At 60.4% G+C, this 20,529-nt stretch carries 21 protein-coding genes; 16 read left to right on the top strand and 5 right to left on the bottom strand.

Going from position 1 to position 20,529, the window contains the following annotated elements:
- Positions 1 to 25: 25 nt before the first annotated feature.
- The gene (locus tag ACYZT3_RS26055) at positions 26 to 1,744 is read right to left on the bottom strand and encodes a C13 family peptidase (protein ID WP_462031040.1); all 1,719 of its coding nucleotides are present in this window, start codon (positions 1,742 to 1,744) and stop codon (positions 26 to 28) included.
- A 113-nt stretch (positions 1,745 to 1,857) separates the two neighbouring features.
- A complete protein-coding gene (locus tag ACYZT3_RS26050; RefSeq protein ID WP_429529308.1) occupies positions 1,858 to 2,313 on the bottom strand; it encodes a MaoC family dehydratase in 456 nt (151 codons plus the stop codon).
- A 195-nt stretch (positions 2,314 to 2,508) separates the two neighbouring features.
- On the opposite strand from ACYZT3_RS26050, the gene ACYZT3_RS26045 reads away from it, so the two are divergent.
- From ACYZT3_RS26045 to ACYZT3_RS26035, 3 genes are read left to right on the top strand one after another with little or no spacing between them, the layout of a single operon-like run.
- A complete protein-coding gene (locus ACYZT3_RS26045) occupies positions 2,509 to 2,871 on the top strand; it encodes a CidA/LrgA family protein (protein ID WP_282379114.1) in 363 nt (120 codons plus the stop codon).
- Positions 2,868 to 3,584, top strand: a complete 717-nt coding sequence (locus ACYZT3_RS26040) for an LrgB family protein (protein WP_282379112.1) — start codon at positions 2,868 to 2,870, stop codon at positions 3,582 to 3,584. Before ACYZT3_RS26045 ends, ACYZT3_RS26040 begins: the two co-directional genes overlap by 4 nt.
- A 10-nt stretch (positions 3,585 to 3,594) precedes the next feature.
- Positions 3,595 to 4,185, top strand: coding sequence for an LON peptidase substrate-binding domain-containing protein (locus tag ACYZT3_RS26035; protein WP_282379110.1), 591 nt, complete (start codon positions 3,595 to 3,597; stop codon positions 4,183 to 4,185).
- Here the strand turns inward: ACYZT3_RS26035 and ACYZT3_RS26030 are convergent, their stop codons facing one another.
- Together ACYZT3_RS26030 and ACYZT3_RS26025 are read right to left on the bottom strand one after the other, a co-directional pair.
- Positions 4,186 to 5,502 (bottom strand): bifunctional DedA family/phosphatase PAP2 family protein, encoded by a 1,317-nt coding sequence (locus tag ACYZT3_RS26030; protein ID WP_282379108.1) that lies wholly within the window; start codon positions 5,500 to 5,502, stop codon positions 4,186 to 4,188.
- 114 nt (positions 5,503 to 5,616) lie between these two features.
- A complete protein-coding gene (locus tag ACYZT3_RS26025; protein WP_282379106.1) occupies positions 5,617 to 6,315 on the bottom strand; it encodes a DNA-3-methyladenine glycosylase in 699 nt (232 codons plus the stop codon).
- A gap of 189 nt (positions 6,316 to 6,504) precedes the next feature.
- On the opposite strand from ACYZT3_RS26025, the gene ACYZT3_RS26020 reads away from it, so the two are divergent.
- From ACYZT3_RS26020 to ACYZT3_RS25960, 13 genes are all read left to right on the top strand, one after another.
- Positions 6,505 to 7,776 (top strand): glutamate-5-semialdehyde dehydrogenase, encoded by a 1,272-nt coding sequence (locus ACYZT3_RS26020; RefSeq protein ID WP_282379104.1) that lies wholly within the window; start codon positions 6,505 to 6,507, stop codon positions 7,774 to 7,776.
- 1 nt (position 7,777) lies between these two features.
- Positions 7,778 to 8,467, top strand: a complete 690-nt coding sequence (gene nadD, locus ACYZT3_RS26015) for a nicotinate-nucleotide adenylyltransferase (RefSeq protein ID WP_282379101.1) — start codon at positions 7,778 to 7,780, stop codon at positions 8,465 to 8,467.
- Positions 8,468 to 8,539: 72 nt separating this feature from the next.
- Complete coding sequence (gene rsfS / locus ACYZT3_RS26010; protein WP_282379099.1) at positions 8,540 to 9,034, top strand: ribosome silencing factor; 495 nt, start codon at positions 8,540 to 8,542, stop codon at positions 9,032 to 9,034.
- Between the two features lie 9 nt (positions 9,035 to 9,043).
- The gene (rlmH, locus tag ACYZT3_RS26005; RefSeq protein WP_007937439.1) at positions 9,044 to 9,511 is read left to right on the top strand and encodes a 23S rRNA (pseudouridine(1915)-N(3))-methyltransferase RlmH; all 468 of its coding nucleotides are present in this window, start codon (positions 9,044 to 9,046) and stop codon (positions 9,509 to 9,511) included.
- A 10-nt stretch (positions 9,512 to 9,521) separates the two neighbouring features.
- A complete protein-coding gene (gene mrdA, locus ACYZT3_RS26000) occupies positions 9,522 to 11,417 on the top strand; it encodes a penicillin-binding protein 2 (protein ID WP_462031039.1) in 1,896 nt (631 codons plus the stop codon).
- Between the two features lie 31 nt (positions 11,418 to 11,448).
- Positions 11,449 to 12,552: a rod shape-determining protein RodA gene (gene rodA / locus ACYZT3_RS25995; RefSeq protein ID WP_462032428.1), complete on the top strand. Its 1,104-nt coding sequence runs from the start codon at positions 11,449 to 11,451 to the stop codon at positions 12,550 to 12,552.
- 17 nt (positions 12,553 to 12,569) lie between these two features.
- Positions 12,570 to 13,580 carry a lytic murein transglycosylase B gene (gene mltB / locus ACYZT3_RS25990; RefSeq protein ID WP_462031038.1) on the top strand — a complete coding sequence of 337 codons (1,011 nt, stop codon included), beginning with the start codon at positions 12,570 to 12,572 and terminating at the stop codon, positions 13,578 to 13,580.
- A complete protein-coding gene (locus tag ACYZT3_RS25985) occupies positions 13,580 to 14,590 on the top strand; it encodes a septal ring lytic transglycosylase RlpA family protein (RefSeq protein WP_282379092.1) in 1,011 nt (336 codons plus the stop codon). The genes mltB and ACYZT3_RS25985 overlap by 1 nt, the downstream gene beginning before the upstream one ends.
- Before the next feature lie 183 nt (positions 14,591 to 14,773).
- Positions 14,774 to 15,931, top strand: coding sequence for a D-alanyl-D-alanine carboxypeptidase family protein (locus tag ACYZT3_RS25980; RefSeq protein WP_282379090.1), 1,158 nt, complete (start codon positions 14,774 to 14,776; stop codon positions 15,929 to 15,931).
- Positions 15,932 to 16,011: 80 nt separating this feature from the next.
- Positions 16,012 to 16,287 (top strand): DUF493 domain-containing protein, encoded by a 276-nt coding sequence (locus ACYZT3_RS25975; protein WP_054052426.1) that lies wholly within the window; start codon positions 16,012 to 16,014, stop codon positions 16,285 to 16,287.
- Entirely contained in the window at positions 16,287 to 16,934 is a 648-nt protein-coding gene (lipB, locus tag ACYZT3_RS25970) for a lipoyl(octanoyl) transferase LipB (RefSeq protein WP_282379085.1), read from the top strand. The genes ACYZT3_RS25975 and lipB overlap by 1 nt, the downstream gene beginning before the upstream one ends.
- Position 16,935: 1 nt before the next feature.
- Positions 16,936 to 17,961 (top strand): lipoyl synthase, encoded by a 1,026-nt coding sequence (gene lipA, locus ACYZT3_RS25965; protein ID WP_449645723.1) that lies wholly within the window; start codon positions 16,936 to 16,938, stop codon positions 17,959 to 17,961.
- Between the two features lie 162 nt (positions 17,962 to 18,123).
- Positions 18,124 to 19,074: a S66 peptidase family protein gene (locus ACYZT3_RS25960; protein ID WP_462031037.1), complete on the top strand. Its 951-nt coding sequence runs from the start codon at positions 18,124 to 18,126 to the stop codon at positions 19,072 to 19,074.
- A 91-nt stretch (positions 19,075 to 19,165) separates the two neighbouring features.
- Here the strand turns inward: ACYZT3_RS25960 and ACYZT3_RS25955 are convergent, their stop codons facing one another.
- On the bottom strand, positions 19,166 to 20,488 hold the full coding sequence (locus ACYZT3_RS25955) for a lytic murein transglycosylase (RefSeq protein ID WP_282379081.1): 1,323 nt from the start codon (positions 20,486 to 20,488) through the stop codon (positions 19,166 to 19,168).
- Between the last annotated feature and the right edge of the window lie 41 nt (positions 20,489 to 20,529).

The following is a 20,529-nucleotide window of genomic DNA, read 5'->3' as shown; positions in this document are numbered from 1 at the left end:
TGTTTCCCCCTTGATACTGTTCAGCTTAGTTGTTCTTTGCATCCTTGCTGCTGATAGAGACACTTTGTAGTGCTTTTCGTGCCTGCTGTTTGCGTAACAGCTGCCAGTGGGACAGAACGGCTTTCGGTGCCCAGATCTGCGGCTCGGAGGCTTCGAAGCTGTCCGCCAGTTCGCGCTCGGCGACGGTGGCCTTGGCCCGTTTGAAGGCTTGCTCCAGATCGTCGGTCTGGTTCAGTGCCTGGGCGAACAGCGCGTCGCCGAAGTAGGTGAAGTTGGCTTCTTCCGAGCATCCGAAGGACACGCGGTCAGCGCGCGAGGCGGTCATGATCAGGGTGCGCTCATCCTTGAGAGCGGGGATGAAGCCACCGGAGTAGCAGGATGAAATCACGATGATCTTGTCGCGGTTTTTCAGCGGAGCGAGAACTGCGGCGAGTTCGTCGGCCGGCAGGTCGGACAGTTCCATGCGCGGCTGGTCGAGCACCAGTTCGTGTTCGCTGGTACCGTGGCTGGTCATGTAGATGAAGATCAAGTCTTCCGGGCCGCTGCGTTCGGCCAGGGTGGTGGCGGCGCGGCGCAGGTTTTCCCGGGTGGCCATTGGCCGGTCGACGAGGTGGTCGCGATGGTTCACCAGACGGAGCTGGCCAAACGCACCAAAGCGGCTGCTGAGCATGTTGCTGACATAATCGGATTCGCGCAGGAACACGCTTTGCTTGCCGTCACCGCCGACGGTCAGGGTGTACAACTCGACTGCCGGGGTCGAGGCCGGCACGTTGAACAGTGCATCGTCGAGCAAACGGCCCTGGGCCAGCAAACCGAGTTCCAGGCTATCGGGCAGCAACTTGCCATCGGCATCGCGAACACGCTGGCCATTGATCCACGAACCGCTTTGCACCGTGCCGTCAGTCAGCACCAGGGTACCGTGCCCCGAGTAACTGTCACCGTCGAATTGGCCGATGTAGAAGCTGCCGTCGGACAGGTTCAATCGACCTTGGCCGGTGAAGCGCCAGTCACTGAACTGGCCGATGTAATGGCTGCCATCGGCGCCGATCAACTCGCCCTTGCCGTTCAGTGATCCTTCCTTGAACTGACCGAGCCAGACATCACCGTCGGCGTTCTCGTAGCGGCCTTTGCCGTGCAGTTGGTTGTTCTTGAAGCCGCCGACATAGATATCGCCGTCGGCGCTGTTGAACGTCCCATTGCCTTCGAGCTGACCGTCGACGAAATGCCCGGTGAACTGATTGCCGCTGGCGTCGCCGCGCTGGCCTTCGCCGTTGGGTTTGCCGTGGGCGAACTGGCCCTGATATGAGCTGCCGTCTTCGAGCTCCAGACGACCTAGCCCTGAATATTGATCGGCCTTGAATTCACCGCGGTAGGTCATACCGTTTTCTTTGAGGGTGCCTTCGCCGTCCCGTCGACCGGCTTTGAAACCGCCGGTAAAGCTGCTGCCGCTGGTGGTCAGTGTGCCCTTGCCGTCGAACAGCCCTTGATTGAATTCCCCGCGATAGACTTCGCCGTTGCTGCCGTGCCACTCACCCTGGCCATGCCATTGGCCCTTGTCGAAGTTGCCGGCGTACCAGCTGCCGTTTGGGTAATCGATACGGCCCTGGCCTTGCAGCCACCCGTTGACCAGTTCACCGCGATAGCGTCCGCCGTCCGGCAATCGGGCGTCGGGGGGCAATAGCGATTCGCCGTCGCCGCAAGCGGTGAGCAATAGGGTCAGAGCGAGGAGTGCAAGTGAGCGCATAGCGGGATCCGGGCAATTAAGCGAGCGAGTATGCCGCAGCTCTATAACCTTATATAGCCGGGAAAACAGGAGAGGGCGCGAAACAGCGAGAGCTGCTTCGCATCCGGGATGGTTTACACGAAGCAGAGGGACAGTGGCTCGGCGATGTAGGCCGGTTTGTCCGAGCCTTCGATCTCAAGCGTGGCGGTGGCCTTGAGTAGCCATTGGCCGGGTTTCTTCTCGGTGACTTCGTTCATGTCGACCTTGAGTCGAACCCTGGAGTTGACCTTCACTGGCTGGATGAAACGTACGCTGTCCAAGCCGTAGTTGACCACCATCTTCACCCCTTCAGGCAGGATGAGGATGTCCTCCATCAGTTTGGGGATCAGCGACAGCGACAGGAAACCGTGTGCAATGGTGCTGCCAAATGGCGTTTGCGCGGCTTTGACCGGGTCGACGTGGATGAACTGATAATCCCCTGTGGCTTCGGCGAACAGGTTGATGCGCTCCTGATCGATGGTGAGCCATTCGGAACGTCCGAGTTCCTTGCCGACATAATCTTTGAGCTCTGCAACGGGAACATAGGGCATTGAGACTCTCCTTGGGTTCATCGGTTTTATAGTTTTGAGGTGGGGGGATTTGACCTCCCGGATTACCACTTTAGATCAACATGGCAAATGGCTCCGGTCAACTGTCCATGCTTTTGGCGAATGCCGGTCTATAGCGTTGGCGTGCTTATAATGGTCGGCCCGCTTGTGCGGGATGATCTTGGCGGGAGATGACGGATGTTGTTACGTGGCCTGACCTGGCTGGTGCTGTTCCAATTGCTGGGCACAGCCATCAACCACTTGTTTTTACCGGTGCTGCCGGGGCCGATTGTCGGCCTGCTGTTACTGCTGGTGTTCCTGATCGGCCGTGGCGAGGTCGGCGAACCGCTGAACCTCGCGGCCAGTAGTCTGCTGCGTTACCTGCCGTTGCTGCTGGTGCCGCCCGCCGTGGGTGTGATGGTTTACGCCAAAGACATTGCCGCGGATTTCTGGGCTATCGTCGGCGCGCTGGTGTTGTCACTGTTGCTGTCCCTGGCCTTCGCCGGCGTGCTGATGCAGCGCATGGTCAAGCGTCACGCTCATCATGAGGACGGCCAATGATCTTCGACTGGCACGGCGCCTGGGCGTCGGTGATTCATCATCCGTTGTTCGGCATCGGCATTACGCTGGGTGCTTATCAGCTGGTGTTGGCGGCGTTCGAGAAAACCCGCTGGATCTTTCTGCAACCGGTGCTGGTCTCGATGCTGCTGGTGATCGGCGTACTGGTGGGCTGCGGCCTGACCTATGCCGAGTACCGTAAGAGCACCGAGATCCTCAGCATCTTGCTCGGGCCTGCGACCGTGGCGCTGGCCGTGCCGCTGTACCTCAATCTGCGACGCATTCGGCAGTTGTTCTGGCCGATATTTACTACGCTGGTGATAGGTGGCGTCGTCGCCACCGGCATGGGCGTATTGCTGGGCTGGTCGTTTGGTGCCGAGCACATGATCCTGATGACCATGGCACCGAAGTCGGTGACGTCGCCGATTGCCATGCTGGTGGCAGAACAGATCGGTGGCGTCGCGGCGCTGGCGGCCGTATTCGTATTGATCACTGGGGTGATCGGGGCGATCTTCGGGCCGAGTCTTTTGACCCGGCTTGGTGTTCACAGCCCCGAGGCGCGCGGTATGGCGCTGGGCATGACCGCCCACGCGGTCGGCACGGCGGTGGCGATGCAGGAAAGTGAAGAATGCGGCGCCTTCGCGGCGCTGGCGATGAGTCTGATGGGCGTGGCCACGGCAGTTTTCCTGCCGTTGGCGGTGTCGATGGTGGTGTAAGGAAATGTCTATGAGCTTGCCGCTTTTTCCGCTGAACACGGTGCTGTTTCCGGGCTGCATCCTCGATTTGCAGATTTTCGAGGCGCGCTACCTGGACATGATCAGTCGCTGCATGAAACAGGGCGGCGGCTTCGGCGTGGTGTGCATCCTCGACGGCGAAGAAGTCGGCATTGCTCCGGCCGGCTACGCGCAGGTCGGGTGTGAAGCGCTGATCACCGATTTCAAACAGCAGGACAACGGGTTGTTGGGCATCCGGGTGCAGGGCGGACGGCGTTTCAATGTGTTGCGCACCGAGATTCAGCGCGATCATCTGACCGTCGCCGAGGTCGAGTGGCTCGAAGACGAGCCTGAGCAACCACTGCAGGATGAGGACGCCGACCTGGTTGCGCTGCTTAAAGCCTTGGCCGAACACCCGATGGTCGAAGCGTTGAACATGGGCACCGAAGCGACTGGGCAACAGTCGCTGGCCAATCAGTTGGCGTATCTGTTGCCGTTTGCCGAAGTGGACAAGATCGACCTGCTGCAACTCGATGATCCGCAGCAGCGACTGGATGCGATTCAGGCGTTGCTGGATGAGTTGCAGGGTGAGTTGTTTGCCTGATCAGTAGGCATACCGCAGCATTGCATGCGGTAAGTGTCGCAAAGCAAAGAATCCGAACAACGCCACCAGCGCCGGCAACACCAGCCACCAGACCTTCGGTGGCATGGCGTCGAGCGGTACGTGGCGCTGACTCAGCCACAAGCTCGCCGCACATACGCACGCCGCCAGCATGGCGCCGGCCACCACATCCGTTGGCCAGTGCGCCCCCAGGTACACCCGCGACAGGGCAATCGCCAGCGCCGGCAAGCAACCCAGCAGCAGCCAGGTCAGACGCATCCGAGGTGGTTGCCCGCGGCCGGCCAGCACGGCTAGCGTCAGAAACAGCGCAAAGGAGCCTGAGGCATGGCCGCTGGGCATGCTGTAGCTGGTGAGAGGATCACTCAGCACTTCCGGGCGCACGCGGGCGAAAAAATGTTTGGTCACGGTGTTGCCCAACGCGGTGCAAAGCATAGTGCTGCCGGCGAAGACCGCTTGTCGCCATTGTCGGGTGAGCAACAACAGGCCGGTCAGCAGGGCGCTGAAGATCAGCATGTTGCGGAACTCGCCGATCAGCGTGAACGTCACAGCGACCTCATCGAGCAACGGGCTGCGGTGTTCCTGCACCAGGGTCATCACGCCCTGATCGAGAGCGGTCAGGTGCGGATAGCCGATAAACAGTCCCGCCAGAATCAGAAAGCTCATCCCGGTAATCAGCACGGTGGCCTTGCGATGGCGGCGCAGACTGCTGGTAACGCTCAAGCCCAGCATGACGGCGATGCTGCCGGCGACGATTCCGGTCTCAGGCCAGAAACCTTCCGGCAATGGTAAGCGAATGGCCGCACCCGTGGCCCAACCGGGCAGCAGATACGCGACGCTCCAGCCGGCGGCGGCCAGCAGGCTAACGGCGGCGAAGCGCGGGAAGGGCATGTCGAACATTCCGGCGACCATCGGCAGCATCGGCCGCAGCGGGCCGATGAAACGCCCGACCAAAAGACTGGCGATGCCGTAACGCTGGAAATAGGCCTCGGCCCCGGCGATCCATTCTGGATGATGGCGCAACCCTGGCAGGCGCCGGATGTTTTGATGGAAATGTCGCCCGAGGAAGTACGAAATGATGTCGCCCAACACGCCGCCGAGGAAGCCCAGCAATAGCGTTTCGCCCAGCGAAAGCGCACCGCTGCCGGCCAGCACCGCCACGGCAAACAGCAGCACCGTGCCGGGCACGATCAGCCCGGCAATCGCCAGGCATTCCACGCAGGCCACTATGAACACCGCGACGGCCAGCCATTGCGGGTTGACCGTCAACCAACCGGTCACGCTATCGAGCCATGGGCCCATAAAAACAACTCCATCGACTATTCAATTGGCCCCAAGGGACGAATGCAATTTTCAAAACGCTACAGAGCCCCTGTGGGAGCGAGCAAGCTCGCTCCCACATTGGATTTTCATTGTTCAGGTCAGCAAAAAATAATCGCGACCTTCGACCTGTCCCCGTCGCAGCGGGTTGCGCGTGCAATACGGCGCGTAAGCCGAATCGACGAAACGGTACATCAAATGCTCATCGCGTCCGTGGGGAATGCCCAGGCGTGTGGTTTGTATGATGTGACCAGGCGCCGGGCCGACATCTTCCACCAGCAGCACTTCATGGTCGAAGCGCCTGGCGTCCCAGACCGGTACCTTCAGGCCCAGCGCCTTGCAGAGCAAAGTCTGTCCGGCGCAAAGCTTTTGCGAGGGGCGAGGGCGGCCCTGAGCATCGGGATTGTTCACCAGCATCTGCGCCAGGCTCGCCGGCCCGCTCAGCTCATCAACCCATGGATAGCCGGATTTAATCAGCACCGCATTGCCGGGGCCTTTGGCGCTGAAGTTCAGGGAGTCGCCACCGCGGGCGTAGTACATATAGATATGGCCGCCATCCAGAAACAAAGCCTTACGTTTTTCTGTGTAGCCGAGAGAGGCGTGGCTGCCTTTTTCTTCGAAGTAATAGGCCTCAGTCTCGATAATCCGGGCACTGAGCCACAGATCACCGACCCGGTGACGGATGACTTTGCCGAGTAGATCCCGGGCCAGCGTTTGGGCATCTCTGTCGAAAAAAGCATCCGCGAGCCCCTTGGGCAGGCTCGTAGCGGACGTGCGAACAGTCAGATTGGACATGATGAACGGCGTTAATCAGGGCTGATTGAGTCGTGATGATAACAATTTGCAGCTTAATCACGGCTGAACGTCGGCAAATTGCCCTCCATTTCGACCATCCGCCCGTCACCGCTGTTAGTCGGGGGGCGCGCCAGCTATAATCTGCCGCTTTACTCTTTACCAAGACCTTAGCAAAGACCACCACAGACAATGACTGAGTCCGTTCTTGACTACATGACCCGTTTGGGTCGCGCTGCCCGCGAAGCTTCTCGCGTCATCGGCCGTGCCAGCACTGCGCAGAAAAACCGTGCGTTGCAGGCTACTGCCAATGCGTTGGACGCTGCACGCGCCGAGCTGACGGCTGCCAATGAGCTGGATTTGGCTGCTGGCCGTGCCAATGGTCTTGAACCCGCATTGCTTGAGCGCCTGGCGCTGACCCCGGAACGCATTGACGGCATGATTGTGGGTCTGCGTCAGGTGGCGGCGCTGCCGGACCCGGTCGGTGCGATCCGCGACATGAGCTATCGGCCTTCGGGCATTCAGGTCGGCAAGATGCGCGTGCCGTTGGGCGTGATCGGGATCATCTACGAATCTCGACCGAACGTGACCATCGATGCCGCCAGCCTGTGCCTGAAGTCCGGCAACGCGACCATCCTGCGTGGCGGCTCCGAGGCGATTCATTCCAATCGTGCCATCGCGGCCTGCCTCCAGCGCGGTCTGGCCGAGGCCGATTTGCCCGCCGCCGTGGTGCAAGTGGTCGAAACGACCGATCGTGCCGCCGTTGGTGCGCTGATTACCATGCCTGAATACGTCGACGTCATCGTGCCCCGTGGCGGCCGTGGCCTGATCGAACGGGTCAGTCGCGATGCACGTGTACCGGTGATCAAACACCTGGACGGCATCTGTCACGTCTACGTGAGTGCCCACGCCGACCTGCCGAAAGCCCAGCGCATCGCGTTCAATGCCAAGACTTACCGCTATGGCATCTGCGGCGCCATGGAAACCCTGCTGGTGGATCAAGTCGTTGCCAGAGATTTCCTGCCGTCGATGGCGGCACAGTTCCGCGAAAAAGGCGTCGAACTGCGCGGCTGCGAACGCACGCGGGCGATCATCGATGCTGTCGCGGCAACAGAAAAAGACTGGAACACCGAATACCTGGCACCGATTCTGTCGATCCGCGTGGTCGACGGGCTGGACCAGGCCATCGAGCACATTAATACGTACGGCTCCCACCACACCGATTCGATCGTCAGCGAAAACCTTGCAGATACCCGGCGTTTCGTCGCGGAAGTTGATTCCTCGTCGGTGATGATCAACACGCCGACGTGCTTCGCCGATGGCTTCGAATACGGATTGGGTGCCGAGATCGGCATTTCTACTGATAAGCTGCACGCCCGCGGCCCGGTGGGCCTCGAAGGGCTGACCTGCGAGAAGTACATCGTGGTCGGTGATGGTCAGTTGCGCGGCCAGGCGTCGGTCTGACTTGGGCGACCTCAAAGCGTCAGCCCCGGAAACCGCCAGCGAGCCTGCGCCTCGACGCATTGGCGTGTTGGGCGGGACCTTCGACCCGGTGCACATCGGCCATTTGCGCGGTGCGCTGGAAGTCGCCGAATCGCTGGCGCTCGACGAGTTGCGTCTGACACCCAGTGCCAGACCGCCGCATCGCGGTACGCCGCAGGTGTCGGCAAAGGACCGTCTGGCGATGGTCGAGTGTGCGGTGGCCGGCGTGGCACCGTTGGTGGTGGACGCCCGCGAATTGCAGCGGGACAAACCGTCCTACACCATCGACACCCTGGAACTGATGCGCGCTGAATTGGCCGCTGAAGACCAGGTTTTTCTACTTTTGGGCTGGGACGCATTTTGCGGCCTGCCCACTTGGCACCGCTGGGAAGACTTACTCCAGCATTGCCACATCCTGGTGCTGCAACGCCCGGATGCCGACAGCGAACCGCCGGATGCCTTGCGCAATCTGCTGGCAGCGCGCTCGGTAAGCGACCCGCTGGCCCTGAAGGGGCCGAGTGGACAGATTGCATTCGTCTGGCAGACACCGCTCGCGGTATCCGCCACCCAGATCCGTCAACTGCTGGCCAGCGGTAAGTCGGTACGTTTCCTGGTGCCCGACGCGGTCCTGGCCTACATCGATGCGCACGGACTTTACCGTGCGTCGAACTGAAAAAGGGCGCGCTTCAAGGCACGTGATCACGTGTAACGAAGCGCCCGAACATACGAGCAAAACGAGTTTTATATGACGAACAAAGACGTAACTAAAGTAAAGCGCAAAGGCACGTTCAAGAGCGCCCCGCTGCCAGTAGAGGCTCAAACCGGCCCTGAGCTGCGTGGTGAAGAACTGGTCAAGGTTGCCGTAGCGGCCCTGGAAGACGTGAAGGGCCAGGACATCCAGGTCATCGACGTTCGTGAAAAGCAGAGCATCACTGACTTCATGATCATCGCCACCGGTACTTCGAACCGTCAGATCGGCGCGATGCTGGACAAGGTCCGCGAAGCGGTCAAAGCCCTGGGCGTCAAGCCGCTGGGTGAAGAAGGCAAGGGCGACAGCGACTGGGTGCTGCTGGATATGGATGACGTCATCGTGCACATGATGACCGCCTCGGCTCGTCAGTTTTACGACCTGGAGCGTCTGTGGTCCGGTGCAGAACAGAGCCGTGCTCTGAACGCGGCTCACCACAGCCCGGAAAACACCCATGAGCACTTCGTCAAGCTCAACAAAGACCAGCAATAAGGGACCGCTGTGCGACTGCGACTGATCGCCGTCGGTTCACGCATGCCCAAGTGGGTGGAAGAAGGCTGGCATGAATATGCCAAGCGTCTTCCGTCCGAGCTGGCGCTGGAACTGGTGGAAATACCGCTCAACACCCGTGGCAAGAACGCCGACGTGGCACGCTTCATCCGTCAGGAAGGCGAAGCCATGCTGGCCAAGGTCGGGCCGAACGAGCGCGTTGTGACCCTCGAAGTCCACGGCAAGCCCTGGAGCACCGAGCAGCTGGCGGTCGAGCTCGATCGTTGGCGGCTGGACTCGCGCACGGTGAATTTCATGGTCGGTGGCCCCGAAGGGCTGGCGCCGGAAGTCTGTGCCCGGGCCGATCAGCGCTGGTCGCTCTCGCCGTTGACGTTGCCGCACCCGCTGGTGCGAATTCTGATCGGCGAACAGCTGTATCGTGCCTGGACAGTCTTGTCCGGCCACCCTTACCACAAGTAGTTCTGCCCTCATGCCCCAGCCGATCCGCATCAAGGACCACGAAAAAGACGCCCGTCTGGTGCGTGGCCGCGTCGTGTTCGGGGCAATTGCGGTGGTGGTGCTGATCTGCGTGCTGATTGCGCGGCTGTATTTCCTCCAGGTGATCCAGTACGAGTACCACTCGACCCTGTCGGAAAACAACCGCGTCCATGTGCAGCCGATTCCGCCGACTCGCGGATTGATCTTCGATCGCAATGGTGTGGTGGTGGCCGATAACCGGCCCAGCTTCAGCCTGAGCATGACCCGCGAGCGCTCGGGCGACTGGCAGCAAGTGCTCGACGTGATCGTCGAAGTGCTGGAGCTGACGCCCGAAGATCGGGTGATCTTCGAGAAGCGCATGCGTCAGGGGCGCCGGCCGTTCGAACCGGTGCCAATCCTGTTCGAGCTGACCGAAGAGCAGATCGCCCGCATCGCGGTGAACCAGTTCCGCCTGCCCGGTGTGGAAGTGGTCGCGCAGCTGGTGCGTCATTACCCGCAGGGCGCGCATTTTGCGCACTCGGTGGGTTACATGGGGCGGATCAACGAGAAAGAGCTGAAGTCGCTCGATCCGGTCAATTACAGCGGCACCCACCACATCGGCAAGACCGGTATCGAGCGCTTTTACGAGCCCGAGCTGCACGGTCAGGTGGGTTACGAAGAAGTCGAGACCAACGCTCGAGGCCGCGTATTGCGTGTGCTCAAGCGTACCGATCCGATTCCCGGCAAGGACATCGTCTTGAGCCTGGACATCAAATTGCAGGAAGCGGCCGAAGCTGCACTCGGCGGTCGTCGTGGCGCGGTGGTGGCGCTGGACCCGAAAACCGGCGAAGTCCTGGCGATGGTCAGTCAGCCGAGTTTTGACCCGAACCTGTTCGTCACCGGCATCGGCTTCAAAGCCTATGCCGAGCTGCGCGATTCCATCGACCGGCCACTGTTCAACCGCGTGCTGCGTGGCCTCTACCCGCCGGGCTCGACCATCAAGCCGGCGGTGGCGATTGCCGGGCTGGATGCTGGTGTCGTGACTGCGTCGAGTCGGGTCTACGATCCCGGCTATTACCAGTTGCCCAATTACGACCACAAATACCGTAACTGGAACCGTACCGGTGACGGCTACGTCGATCTGGACACGGCGATCATGCGGTCCAACGACACCTACTTCTATGACTTGGCGCACAAGCTGGGGATTGATCGGTTGTCGGCCTACATGAGCAAATTCGGCATTGGCCAGAAGGTCTCCCTCGACATGTTCGAAGAGTCGCCGGGATTGATGCCGACACGGGAATGGAAGCGTGCAACCCGACGTCAGGCCTGGTACCCGGGCGAAACACTGATTCTCGGGATTGGGCAGGGCTACATGCAGTCCACGCCGTTGCAGCTGGCCCAGGCCACCGCGCTGGTCGCCAACAAAGGTGTCTGGAACCGTCCGCACCTGGCCAAGACCGTCGAAGGCGAGAAGCCGAAGGACGAAAACCCGATGCCGGACATCGTCCTGCGTGACCCCTCCGACTGGACCAAGGTCAATCACGGGATGCAGCAGGTCATGCACGGTGCCCGTGGTACGGCACGCAAAGCGGCGATCGGTTCGCAATACCGCATCGCGGGTAAAAGTGGTACGGCCCAGGTGGTCGCGATCAAGCAGGGCGAGAAGTACGACCGCTCCAAGGTTCAGGAGCGCCATCGCGACCACGCCTTGTTCGTCGGCTTCGCGCCGGCCGATAACCCGCAAATCGTAGTGTCGGTGATGGTCGAGAACGGTGAATCCGGCTCCGGCGTTGCCGCGCCGGTGGTGCGTCAGATCATGGACGCCTGGCTTCTGGACCAGGACGGTCGGTTGAAGGCCGAATACGCCAGCCCTATCAGTGCGGAGGCTACGGCCCGTGAAGAGTAATTTCGATCGCATCCTCTCCAGCGAGGACGTGATGCGTCGCCGCGCGACGCTGTTGCAACGCATGCACATCGACGGCCCGTTGCTGATCCTGCTGCTGACCCTCGCCGCTGGCAGCCTGTTCGTGCTGTATTCGGCCAGCGGCAAGAGCTGGGATCTGCTGGCCAAGCAAGCCACTTCGTTCGGCATCGGCCTGGTGTCGATGATCGTCATTGCTCAGTTCGAACCACGCTTCATGGCCCGTTGGGTGCCCGTCGGTTATGTGCTTGGTGTGCTCTTGCTGGTGGTGGTGGACGTCATGGGCCATAACGCCATGGGTGCCACGCGCTGGATCAACATTCCCGGGGTGATCCGCTTCCAGCCCTCGGAATTCATGAAGATCCTGATGCCGGCGACCATCGCCTGGTACCTGTCCAAGCGCACCTTGCCACCGCAGCTCAAGCATGTGGGCGTCAGTCTGTTTCTGATCGGGTTGCCGTTCATCCTGATCGTGCGCCAGCCCGACCTCGGCACTTCGCTGCTGATCCTCGCCGGTGGTGCTTTCGTGTTGTTCATGGGCGGCCTGCGCTGGCGCTGGATCCTCAGCGTGCTCGCCGCGGCTGTGCCGGTGGCGGTCGGCATGTGGTACTTCATCATGCACGACTACCAGAAGCAGCGAATACTGACCTTCCTCGACCCCGAGAGCGATCCGCTGGGCACTGGCTGGAACATTATTCAGTCGAAAGCCGCCATCGGTTCCGGCGGTGTGTTCGGCAAGGGCTGGCTGCTCGGTACTCAGTCGCACCTGGACTTCCTGCCGGAAAGCCACACCGACTTCATTATTGCGGTCATGGGCGAAGAATTCGGCTTGGTGGGTATCTGCGCGTTGCTGCTGATTTACCTGTTGTTGATCGGTCGGGGACTGGTGATTACTGCCCAGGCACAGACATTGTTCGGCAAATTGCTCGCGGGCAGCCTGACCATGACGTTTTTTGTTTACGTTTTCGTCAACATCGGTATGGTCAGTGGCCTGTTGCCGGTTGTGGGGGTGCCGTTGCCGTTCATTAGCTACGGAGGAACTTCGCTGGTGACGCTGCTGTCAGCGTTTGGGGTTTTGATGTCGATCCATACCCATCGTAAGTGGATCGCTCAGGTTTGAATAAGGTGAAGATCTCAATGCAAGTAATGCGTGGCTGGGCGACTCGATATGCGCCATGGGTCGGCCTGGTAAGCATCCTTGGCACAGCGCAGGAAGCGTTGGCCGGCGATTACGAAGGCTCACCCCAGGTGGCCGAATTCGTCGGTGAAATGACCCGCGACTACGGTTTCGCCGGTGAACAACTGATGGGCGTGTTCCGCGACGCAGAGCGCAAGCAGTCGATTCTGGACGCTATCTCGAAACCTGCCGAGCGGGTCAAGCAGTGGAACGAGTATCGCCCGATGTTCATCACCGACGCGCGTGTCGCCCGTGGTGTCGACTTCTGGCGTCAGCACGAGGCGGTACTGGCCCGTGCCGAGCAGGAATATGGCGTGCCGGCGCAGGTTATTGTTTCGATCATTGGTGTTGAGACCTTTTTTGGGCGAAATACCGGTAATTTCCGGGTGATCGATGCCTTGTCGACCCTGGGTTTCGACTATCCTCCCCGTGCCGAATTTTTCCGCAAGGAATTGCGTGAGTTCCTGTTGCTGGCCCGGGAAGAGCAGGTCGATCCGCTGACCCTCAAAGGCTCTTACGCCGGAGCAATGGGCTTGCCGCAGTTCATGCCGAGCAGTTTTCGCGCCTATGCGGTGGACTTCGACGGTGATGGCCACATCAATATCTGGACCAATCCGGACGATGCCATTGGCAGCGTCGCCAGTTATTTCAAGCGTCACGGCTGGGTCGCCGGCGAACCGGTGGTCAGCCGCGCCGATGTTCGTGGCGAGCAGGTGGACGAAGGTTTGACCACGGGCATCGAACCCACTAAAACCGTCGGGGAGTTGCGGGCGCTAGGGTGGTCAAGTCATGATGCGCTGCGCGATGATATGCCGGTCACGGCTTTCCGCCTGGAAGGTGACAATGGCCCCGAATACTGGATGGGCCTGACGAATTTTTACGCAATCACGCGTTATAACCGCAGCGTGATGTACGCCATGGCCGTACATCAACTGTCTGAACAGCTGGTCCAAGCACGGGGCGTCAAGTAATGCGGGCATTGCCTATGAATAAACCCCTGAAGCTGATGGCATTCGCCGCGTTGGCGGTGCTGGTCGCCAGTTGTTCTACCAGCCGTTCGCCGGCCCAAAAGTCGTCCACCGCCGTGCGTGCAGCGCCGGGACTGGACATCAACCGTGCGCACAAAGATGGCGCGCCGTGGTGGGACGTCGATGTATCGCGCATCCCGGATGCCACGCCGACCCTGCATTCCGGTCCTTATAAAGCCAATCCGTACACCGTGCTGGGCAAGACTTACTTCCCGCTGCAAGAGTCCAAGACTTACGTCGCTTCGGGCACAGCGTCGTGGTACGGCACCAAGTTTCACGGTCAGAACACCGCCAATGGCGAGGTTTACGACCTGTACGGCATGAGCGCCGCACACAAAACCTTGCCACTGCCGAGTTACGTTCGGGTGACCAACCTGGACAACAACAAAACGGTGATCCTGCGTGTCAACGACCGCGGGCCGTTCTACTCGGACCGGATCATCGACTTGTCCTATGCCGCCGCCAAAAAGCTCGGTTACGCCGAAACTGGTACCGCGCGGGTCAAGGTCGAAGGTATCGATCCGCAGCAGTGGTGGGCACAAAAGGGCCGTCCGGCGCCTTTGATGCTCAACGAGCCGCAAGTCGCGCAGAATAGCGCCCCGGTGATTACCGCTTCGGCCGGCACGGTCGAGCAATGGACGCCACCGCCGCAGCAACACGCCGCGGCCGTTGTGCCCTTGCAGATCGATGCAAAAAAAAACGCTTCTGTACCAGCCTCTGGCCAGTATCTGCAGGTGGGCGCGTTCGCCAACCCGGACGCTGCAGAACTCCTGAGATCGAAGCTCAGCGGGATGGTGAGCGCTCCGGTGTTCATCAGCTCGATCGTGCGCAATCAACAGACGCTGCATCGGGTGCGCCTGGGGCCAATCGGTTCGCCGGGTGAAATCCAGCAAGTGCAGAACAGCGTGCGAATGGCCAATCTCGGTTCGCCGAGCCTGGTCACTGCCGAGTAATACGTAGTACTTGATTGACGGTTCGCTTGCGGTTTTGGGGGGCGAACCGGGTTGTTGGCTCGTTGAAGAACAAAAGCCCGGCAAGGGTTAAAGAGTGAGCAACTGAACACGCGATGACCCGTTAGAAGGTCATCTGATTAGTTTTGCCTTTAGGCAGTTTCCATTAGCGATTTCGAGAGACGGATGAACATCACCACCTTTGCCAAACGCCTGTGCCTGCTAGTCCCGCTGCTCCTCTCGCCTGCCGCTTTCGCGGTCGAGATGATGCCGTCGCCACCGCAACTGGCCGCCAAAGCCTACGTACTCATGGATGCCAGCAGCGGCAACGTGCTGGTAGAGAACAACGGTGACCAGCGTCTGCCTCCGGCCAGCCTGACCAAGCTGATGACCGCGTACATCGCGACCCTGGAAATTCGTCGTGGCCAGATCGGTGAAAACGATCCGGTGACCGTCAGCGAAAACGCCTGGCGTACCGGCGGTTCGCGGATGTTCATTAAAGTCGGCTCGCAGGTGACTGTCAGCGACCTGCTGCACGGCATCATCATTCAGTCGGGTAACGACGCCAGTGTTGCGCTCTCCGAGCACATCGCCGGCAGCGAAGACGCCTTCGCTGACATGATGAACAAAACCGTGGCCGACCTGCGCATGACCAACAGCCACTTCATGAACCCGACCGGCCTGCCGAACCCTGAGCACTACTCGTCGGCTCACGACATGGCCGTGCTGGCTCGCGCGATCATCCACGAAGACCCGGCTCACTATGCGATCTACTCGCAGAAAGAGTTCTTCTGGAACGGCATCAAGCAGCCTAACCGTAACCTGCTGCTGTGGCGCGACAAGACTGTCGACGGTCTGAAAACCGGTCACACCGACGAAGCCGGCTACTGCATGGTGTCTTCGGCTGTGCGTGACGGCATGCGCCTGATCGCCGTGGTGTTCGGCACCAACAGCGAAGTGGCGCGTGCGTCTGAAACCCAGAAGTTGCTGACGTACGGTTTCCGCTTCTTCGAAACCCAGACGTTCTATCAGAAAGGCGCCGAGCTGGCTCAGGCTCCTGTCTGGAAAGGCACCACCAATCAAGTCAAGGCCGGCCTGGCCCAAGACCTGACCATGACCCTGCCGAAAGGCCAGCTGAAAAAGCTCGCCGCCAGCATGACCATGAACCCGCAACTGGTTGCGCCAATCGCCAAGGGCGACGTGATCGGTAAAGTCGAAGTGAAACTGGACGACAAGGTCGTGCACAGCGCTGATCTGATCGCTCTGGACGCGGTTGACGAGGGTGGTATCTTCCGTCGCATGTGGGATAGCATCCGTCTATTCTTCTACGGCTTGTTCAACTGAATTAGTGTGGACTTGCATGGCCCTGTTCCAATCCGGAACGGGGCCATGTCCGTTGCCACGGCTTACGAGGCCGTTACGCCATGACAGACACCGAAGTAAAGGCGCCAAAGATCGAATTCCCTGCCAATGATTACCCGATCAAAGTGATCGGCGACACCATTGTCGACATCAAGCAAAAGATCATCGATATCGTCAAGAAACACGCGACGATCAACGATGAGAAAGTGGACGAACGCCAAAGCAGTAACGGCAAGTACACCACCATCCAGTTGCACATCATCGCCACCGGTCAAGATCAGCTGTACGACATCAACAGTGAGTTGCGTGCTACCGGTTTCGTGCACATGGTGCTGTGATGTCTGGCACGCTGGGCTTTCGCGAGCTCGGCCAGCTGGCTTACGAGCCGGTCTGGCATGCCATGCAACGCTTCACCAACGAACGCGGCAGCGATGCCGCCGACGAGATCTGGCTGGTCGAGCACCCACCGGTGTTCACCCAGGGGCAGGCCGGCAAGGCCGAGCACGTGTTGCTGCCGGGGGATATTCCGGTGGTAAAGGTTGATCGCGGTGGTCAGGTGACTTATCACGGCCCCGGTCAACTGGTGGCCTACCTGTTGCTCGACGTTCGCAAGCTGGGTTTTGGCGTGCGTGACCTGGTCAGCCGCATGGAACACTGCCTGATTGAGTTGCTGGCCAGCTACGGCGTCACCGCCGTGGCCAAACCGGATGCTCCGGGTGTCTACGTCAATGGGGCGAAAATCGCTTCTCTCGGCCTGCGGATCCGCCATGGTTGCTCCTTTCATGGCTTGGCCCTGAACGTGGACATGGACCTGGAACCGTTTCGACGGATTAATCCCTGCGGCTACGCCGGGCTGGCGATGACCCAGTTGCGCGATCACGCAGGATCGATTGAATTTGCCGAGGTAAGTGCCCGGCTGCGCGCGCAGCTCGTCAAACACCTCGACTATGCTGAGCAGACGACCCTAACGGGCGGAATCGACTGATATGACTACTGATGCAGTGCAAACCATGATCCCGACGCTCGATGTCACCGAACGTCCGGCCCCGCGTGCCAAGGTTGAAGCCGGCGTCAAGCTGCGCGGCGCCGAGAAGGTTGCACGTATCCCGGTGAAGATCATTCCGACCACCGAACTGCCGAAGAAACCCGACTGGATCCGCGTGCGCATCCCGGTTTCCCCGGAAGTCGACCGCATCAAGGCCCTGCTGCGCAAACACAAGCTGCACAGTGTGTGCGAAGAGGCGTCCTGCCCGAACCTGGGCGAATGCTTCTCCGGTGGCACTGCGACCTTCATGATCATGGGTGACATCTGCACCCGTCGCTGCCCGTTCTGCGATGTGGGTCACGGTCGTCCGAAGCCGCTGGACGTCAACGAGCCGGAAAGCCTGGCCATTGCCATTGCCGACCTGAAACTCAAGTACGTGGTGATTACCTCGGTAGACCGCGACGACCTGCGTGACGGCGGTGCCCAGCACTTTGCCGACTGCATTCGCGAAATCCGCAAACTGTCGCCGAACGTACAGCTCGAAACCCTGGTCCCGGACTACCGCGGCCGTATGGACGTAGCGCTGGAAATCACCGCTGCCGAGCCGCCGGATGTGTTCAACCACAACCTGGAAACCGTGCCACGCCTGTACAAGGCTGCGCGCCCGGGCTCGGATTACCAGTGGTCGCTGACCCTGCTGCAACGCTTCAAGCAAATGATGCCGCACATTCCGACCAAGTCCGGCCTGATGCTGGGCTTGGGCGAAACCGACGAAGAAGTCATCGAAGTCATGAAGCGCATGCGCGAACACGACATCGACATGCTTACCCTGGGCCAGTACCTGCAACCGTCCCGTAGCCACTTGCCGGTGCAGCGTTTTGTGCACCCGGACATCTTCGCCTGGTTCGCCGAGGAAGGTTACAAGATGGGCTTCAAGAACGTCGCTTCCGGCCCGCTGGTACGTTCCTCGTACCACGCCGACGAGCAGGCGAAGCTGGTTAAAGCTGAATTGATGTCGTCCTTATAACAAAGCGCCCGCAAGGCTTTTCAGCCTTGCGGGCGTTTTTGTTGGCCGTGCCTACGGCCACTGCAGTCTTTTCCTGCAACCTGCGGGGCGACTGATCCTCTTCTGTTTGTCCCCGTTCCTGACTACTGTGTGCTTGACGCTTGCACGCAGGGAGATTCATGGATGACCGTTCGACCGACCCACACGCTTTGCCCTCACACACCCGTTCCGGCCTTGCCGTCGCAAGGGCTGATTGGCGTCATTGCGCCCGCCGGTCCCGCACCGCTGGACACCGATAAAGCCATCGCCTGGATGCGCGCTCGCGGATATTCGCTGCGGGTTTTCCCCGGCGTGTACGAGAAAGATGACTATCTGGCCGGCAGTGATGATGTACGGCTCAATGATCTGCACCGGGCGTTCGCTGACAGTGAGGTCGACGCAATCATCTGTCTGCGCGGTGGTTACGGTACGCCGCGTTTGCTTGACCGTATTGATTTCGAATTGCTGCGCAACAATGCCAAGCCGTTCATCGGCTACAGTGACGTCACCGCGCTGCACTTGGCGATCAGCCGTTATGCGGGTTTCGTGACCTTTCATGGCCCGATGCTCAACGCCGACCTGCTCGGCGACAAGCAAAAACCTACCGAGTCTTCGTTCTTCAACATGCTGAGAGGACAGGTGAGGGCCGGCAGCGTGCTGACGCACCCGGTAGCCTACCCGCTTGCCACGATTGGGCCTGGCATCGCTCACGGGCGTTTGCTTGGGGGTAATTTGTCGATGATCGCTGCGACCATGGGTACGCCTTACGAAATGGATGCCGAGGGCGTCATTCTGTTCATCGAGGACATCAACGAGCCGTTGTATCGAATCGACCGGCTGCTGACCCATCTGCGCCTGGCGGGCACGTTGAACAAACTGCGCGGGGTTCTGGTGGGGGATGTGGCGGGGGTAGATGGGGTTGCGCTGGAGCGTTTGCTCAAGCAGACCTTTGCGCCGTTGCGCATCCCGGTGCTGGCCGGGTGGCGCAGCGGGCATTGCGATCCGAACCTGACGTTACCGATGGGCGCGCTGGTGAGGCTGGATGCGGGGAACAAGGAATTAATGTTGGAGCAGGATGTGGTCGTCAAACGTTAGATATTGGTCGTCTGACAGTCAGTCATCGCGGGCAAGCCTCGCTCCTACACGATTGCGTGATCCGTAGGAGCGAGGCTTGCCCGCGATGCTTTTAGCGGTTACGCAGGCCTTCGAGCAACTTGTGCGTCGGATACCCATCCGCCGGCCAGCCAAACGACTGCTGGGCGCTGCGGATCGCTTTGCGCGTATTGGCGCCGATAATGCCGTCGGCGTTGCCCGCGTCGTAGTTCTGCGCGCTTAACAGGCTTTGCAATTCGATCCGCTCGGTACGGCTCAACGGCAAATCATCTTTCGGCCATGTGCCGTTGATCAGGCCCGCACCGTTGAAACGCTCGGACAACAGACTCACGGCCAACGCGTAGGACGACGAGTTGTTGTACTTGAGGATCGCGCGGAAGTTGTCGAGGACCAGGAACGCCGGGCCACGGTAACCGGCCGGCAGCAGCAGGGCGGCTGACAGGTGCTCGGAGCCTGCCGGAACCTGACCGCCATTGGGCAGGGTGACGCCCAGTTGCAGCCATTCAGCGACGCTCTTGCGAGTCGTGCCATCGGCCAGGACGTAGTTGAAGCCACTCGCCAGTTGCACTTCGAAACCCCACGGCTGGCCTTTCTGCCAGCCTGAGCTTTGCAGGTAGTGCGCCGTCGAGGCCAGGGCGTCGGCGGGGCTGCCCCAGATGTCGCGGCGGCCATCGCCATCGAAGTCCACGGCGTGGGTGTTGTAGGTGGTCGGGATGAACTGGGTCTGGCCCATGGCGCCAGCCCAGGAACCGAGCATTTTTTCCGGTTCGATATCACCTTGTTGCAGGATCTGCAGGGCGGCGATCAGTTGTGCGTGGGCAAATCCCGGACGCCGGCCTTCATAGGCCAGGGTCGCCAGGGAATTAATCACCGACTTGTTGCCCTGGAACTGCCCGAAGTTACTTTCCATGCCCCACACCGAGACCAGCGCCTGACGGTCGACGCCGTAGCGCTGTTCGATGCTTTGCAGGATGTCAGCGTACTGGCTGACCAGCGCCTGACCGTTGCGTACCCGCAGTGGCGAAAGGGCGCCGTCGAGGTATTCCCAGACCGGGCGGGAGAATTCCGGCTGGCTGCGGTCGGCACGGATGACGCTGGTGTCCAGGCTGACATTGGCGAAGGCGCGATCGAACAGGTCGGCGCGGATGCCGGCGGCCAGCGCATCCCTGCGGAAACCCGCCTGCCATTCGGCGAAGGTCTGGGTTGGTTGGATGTCGAGGTTTTCACCGGTCGGAACCACGGGCGGAATGACCGCAGGGGCTGTCGCGACGGGAAGGGTCTGAAGCGGCTTGGCGTTGGCCGCGGTGGGTTTTTCCGCGCAGGCAACAAGCAAAATGAGGCTGGAGGCAGCGATCAGTTGGCGCAGGTGCCAACGACGGGAAATACAAAAGGGCATGCACGGGTCCAGAGAGTACGAATCAGGTGCAGACCTTAACA

The organism is Pseudomonas sp. MDT1-16 (assembly GCF_054898115.1).
This window is presented reverse-complemented; position numbering and strand designations above follow the sequence as displayed.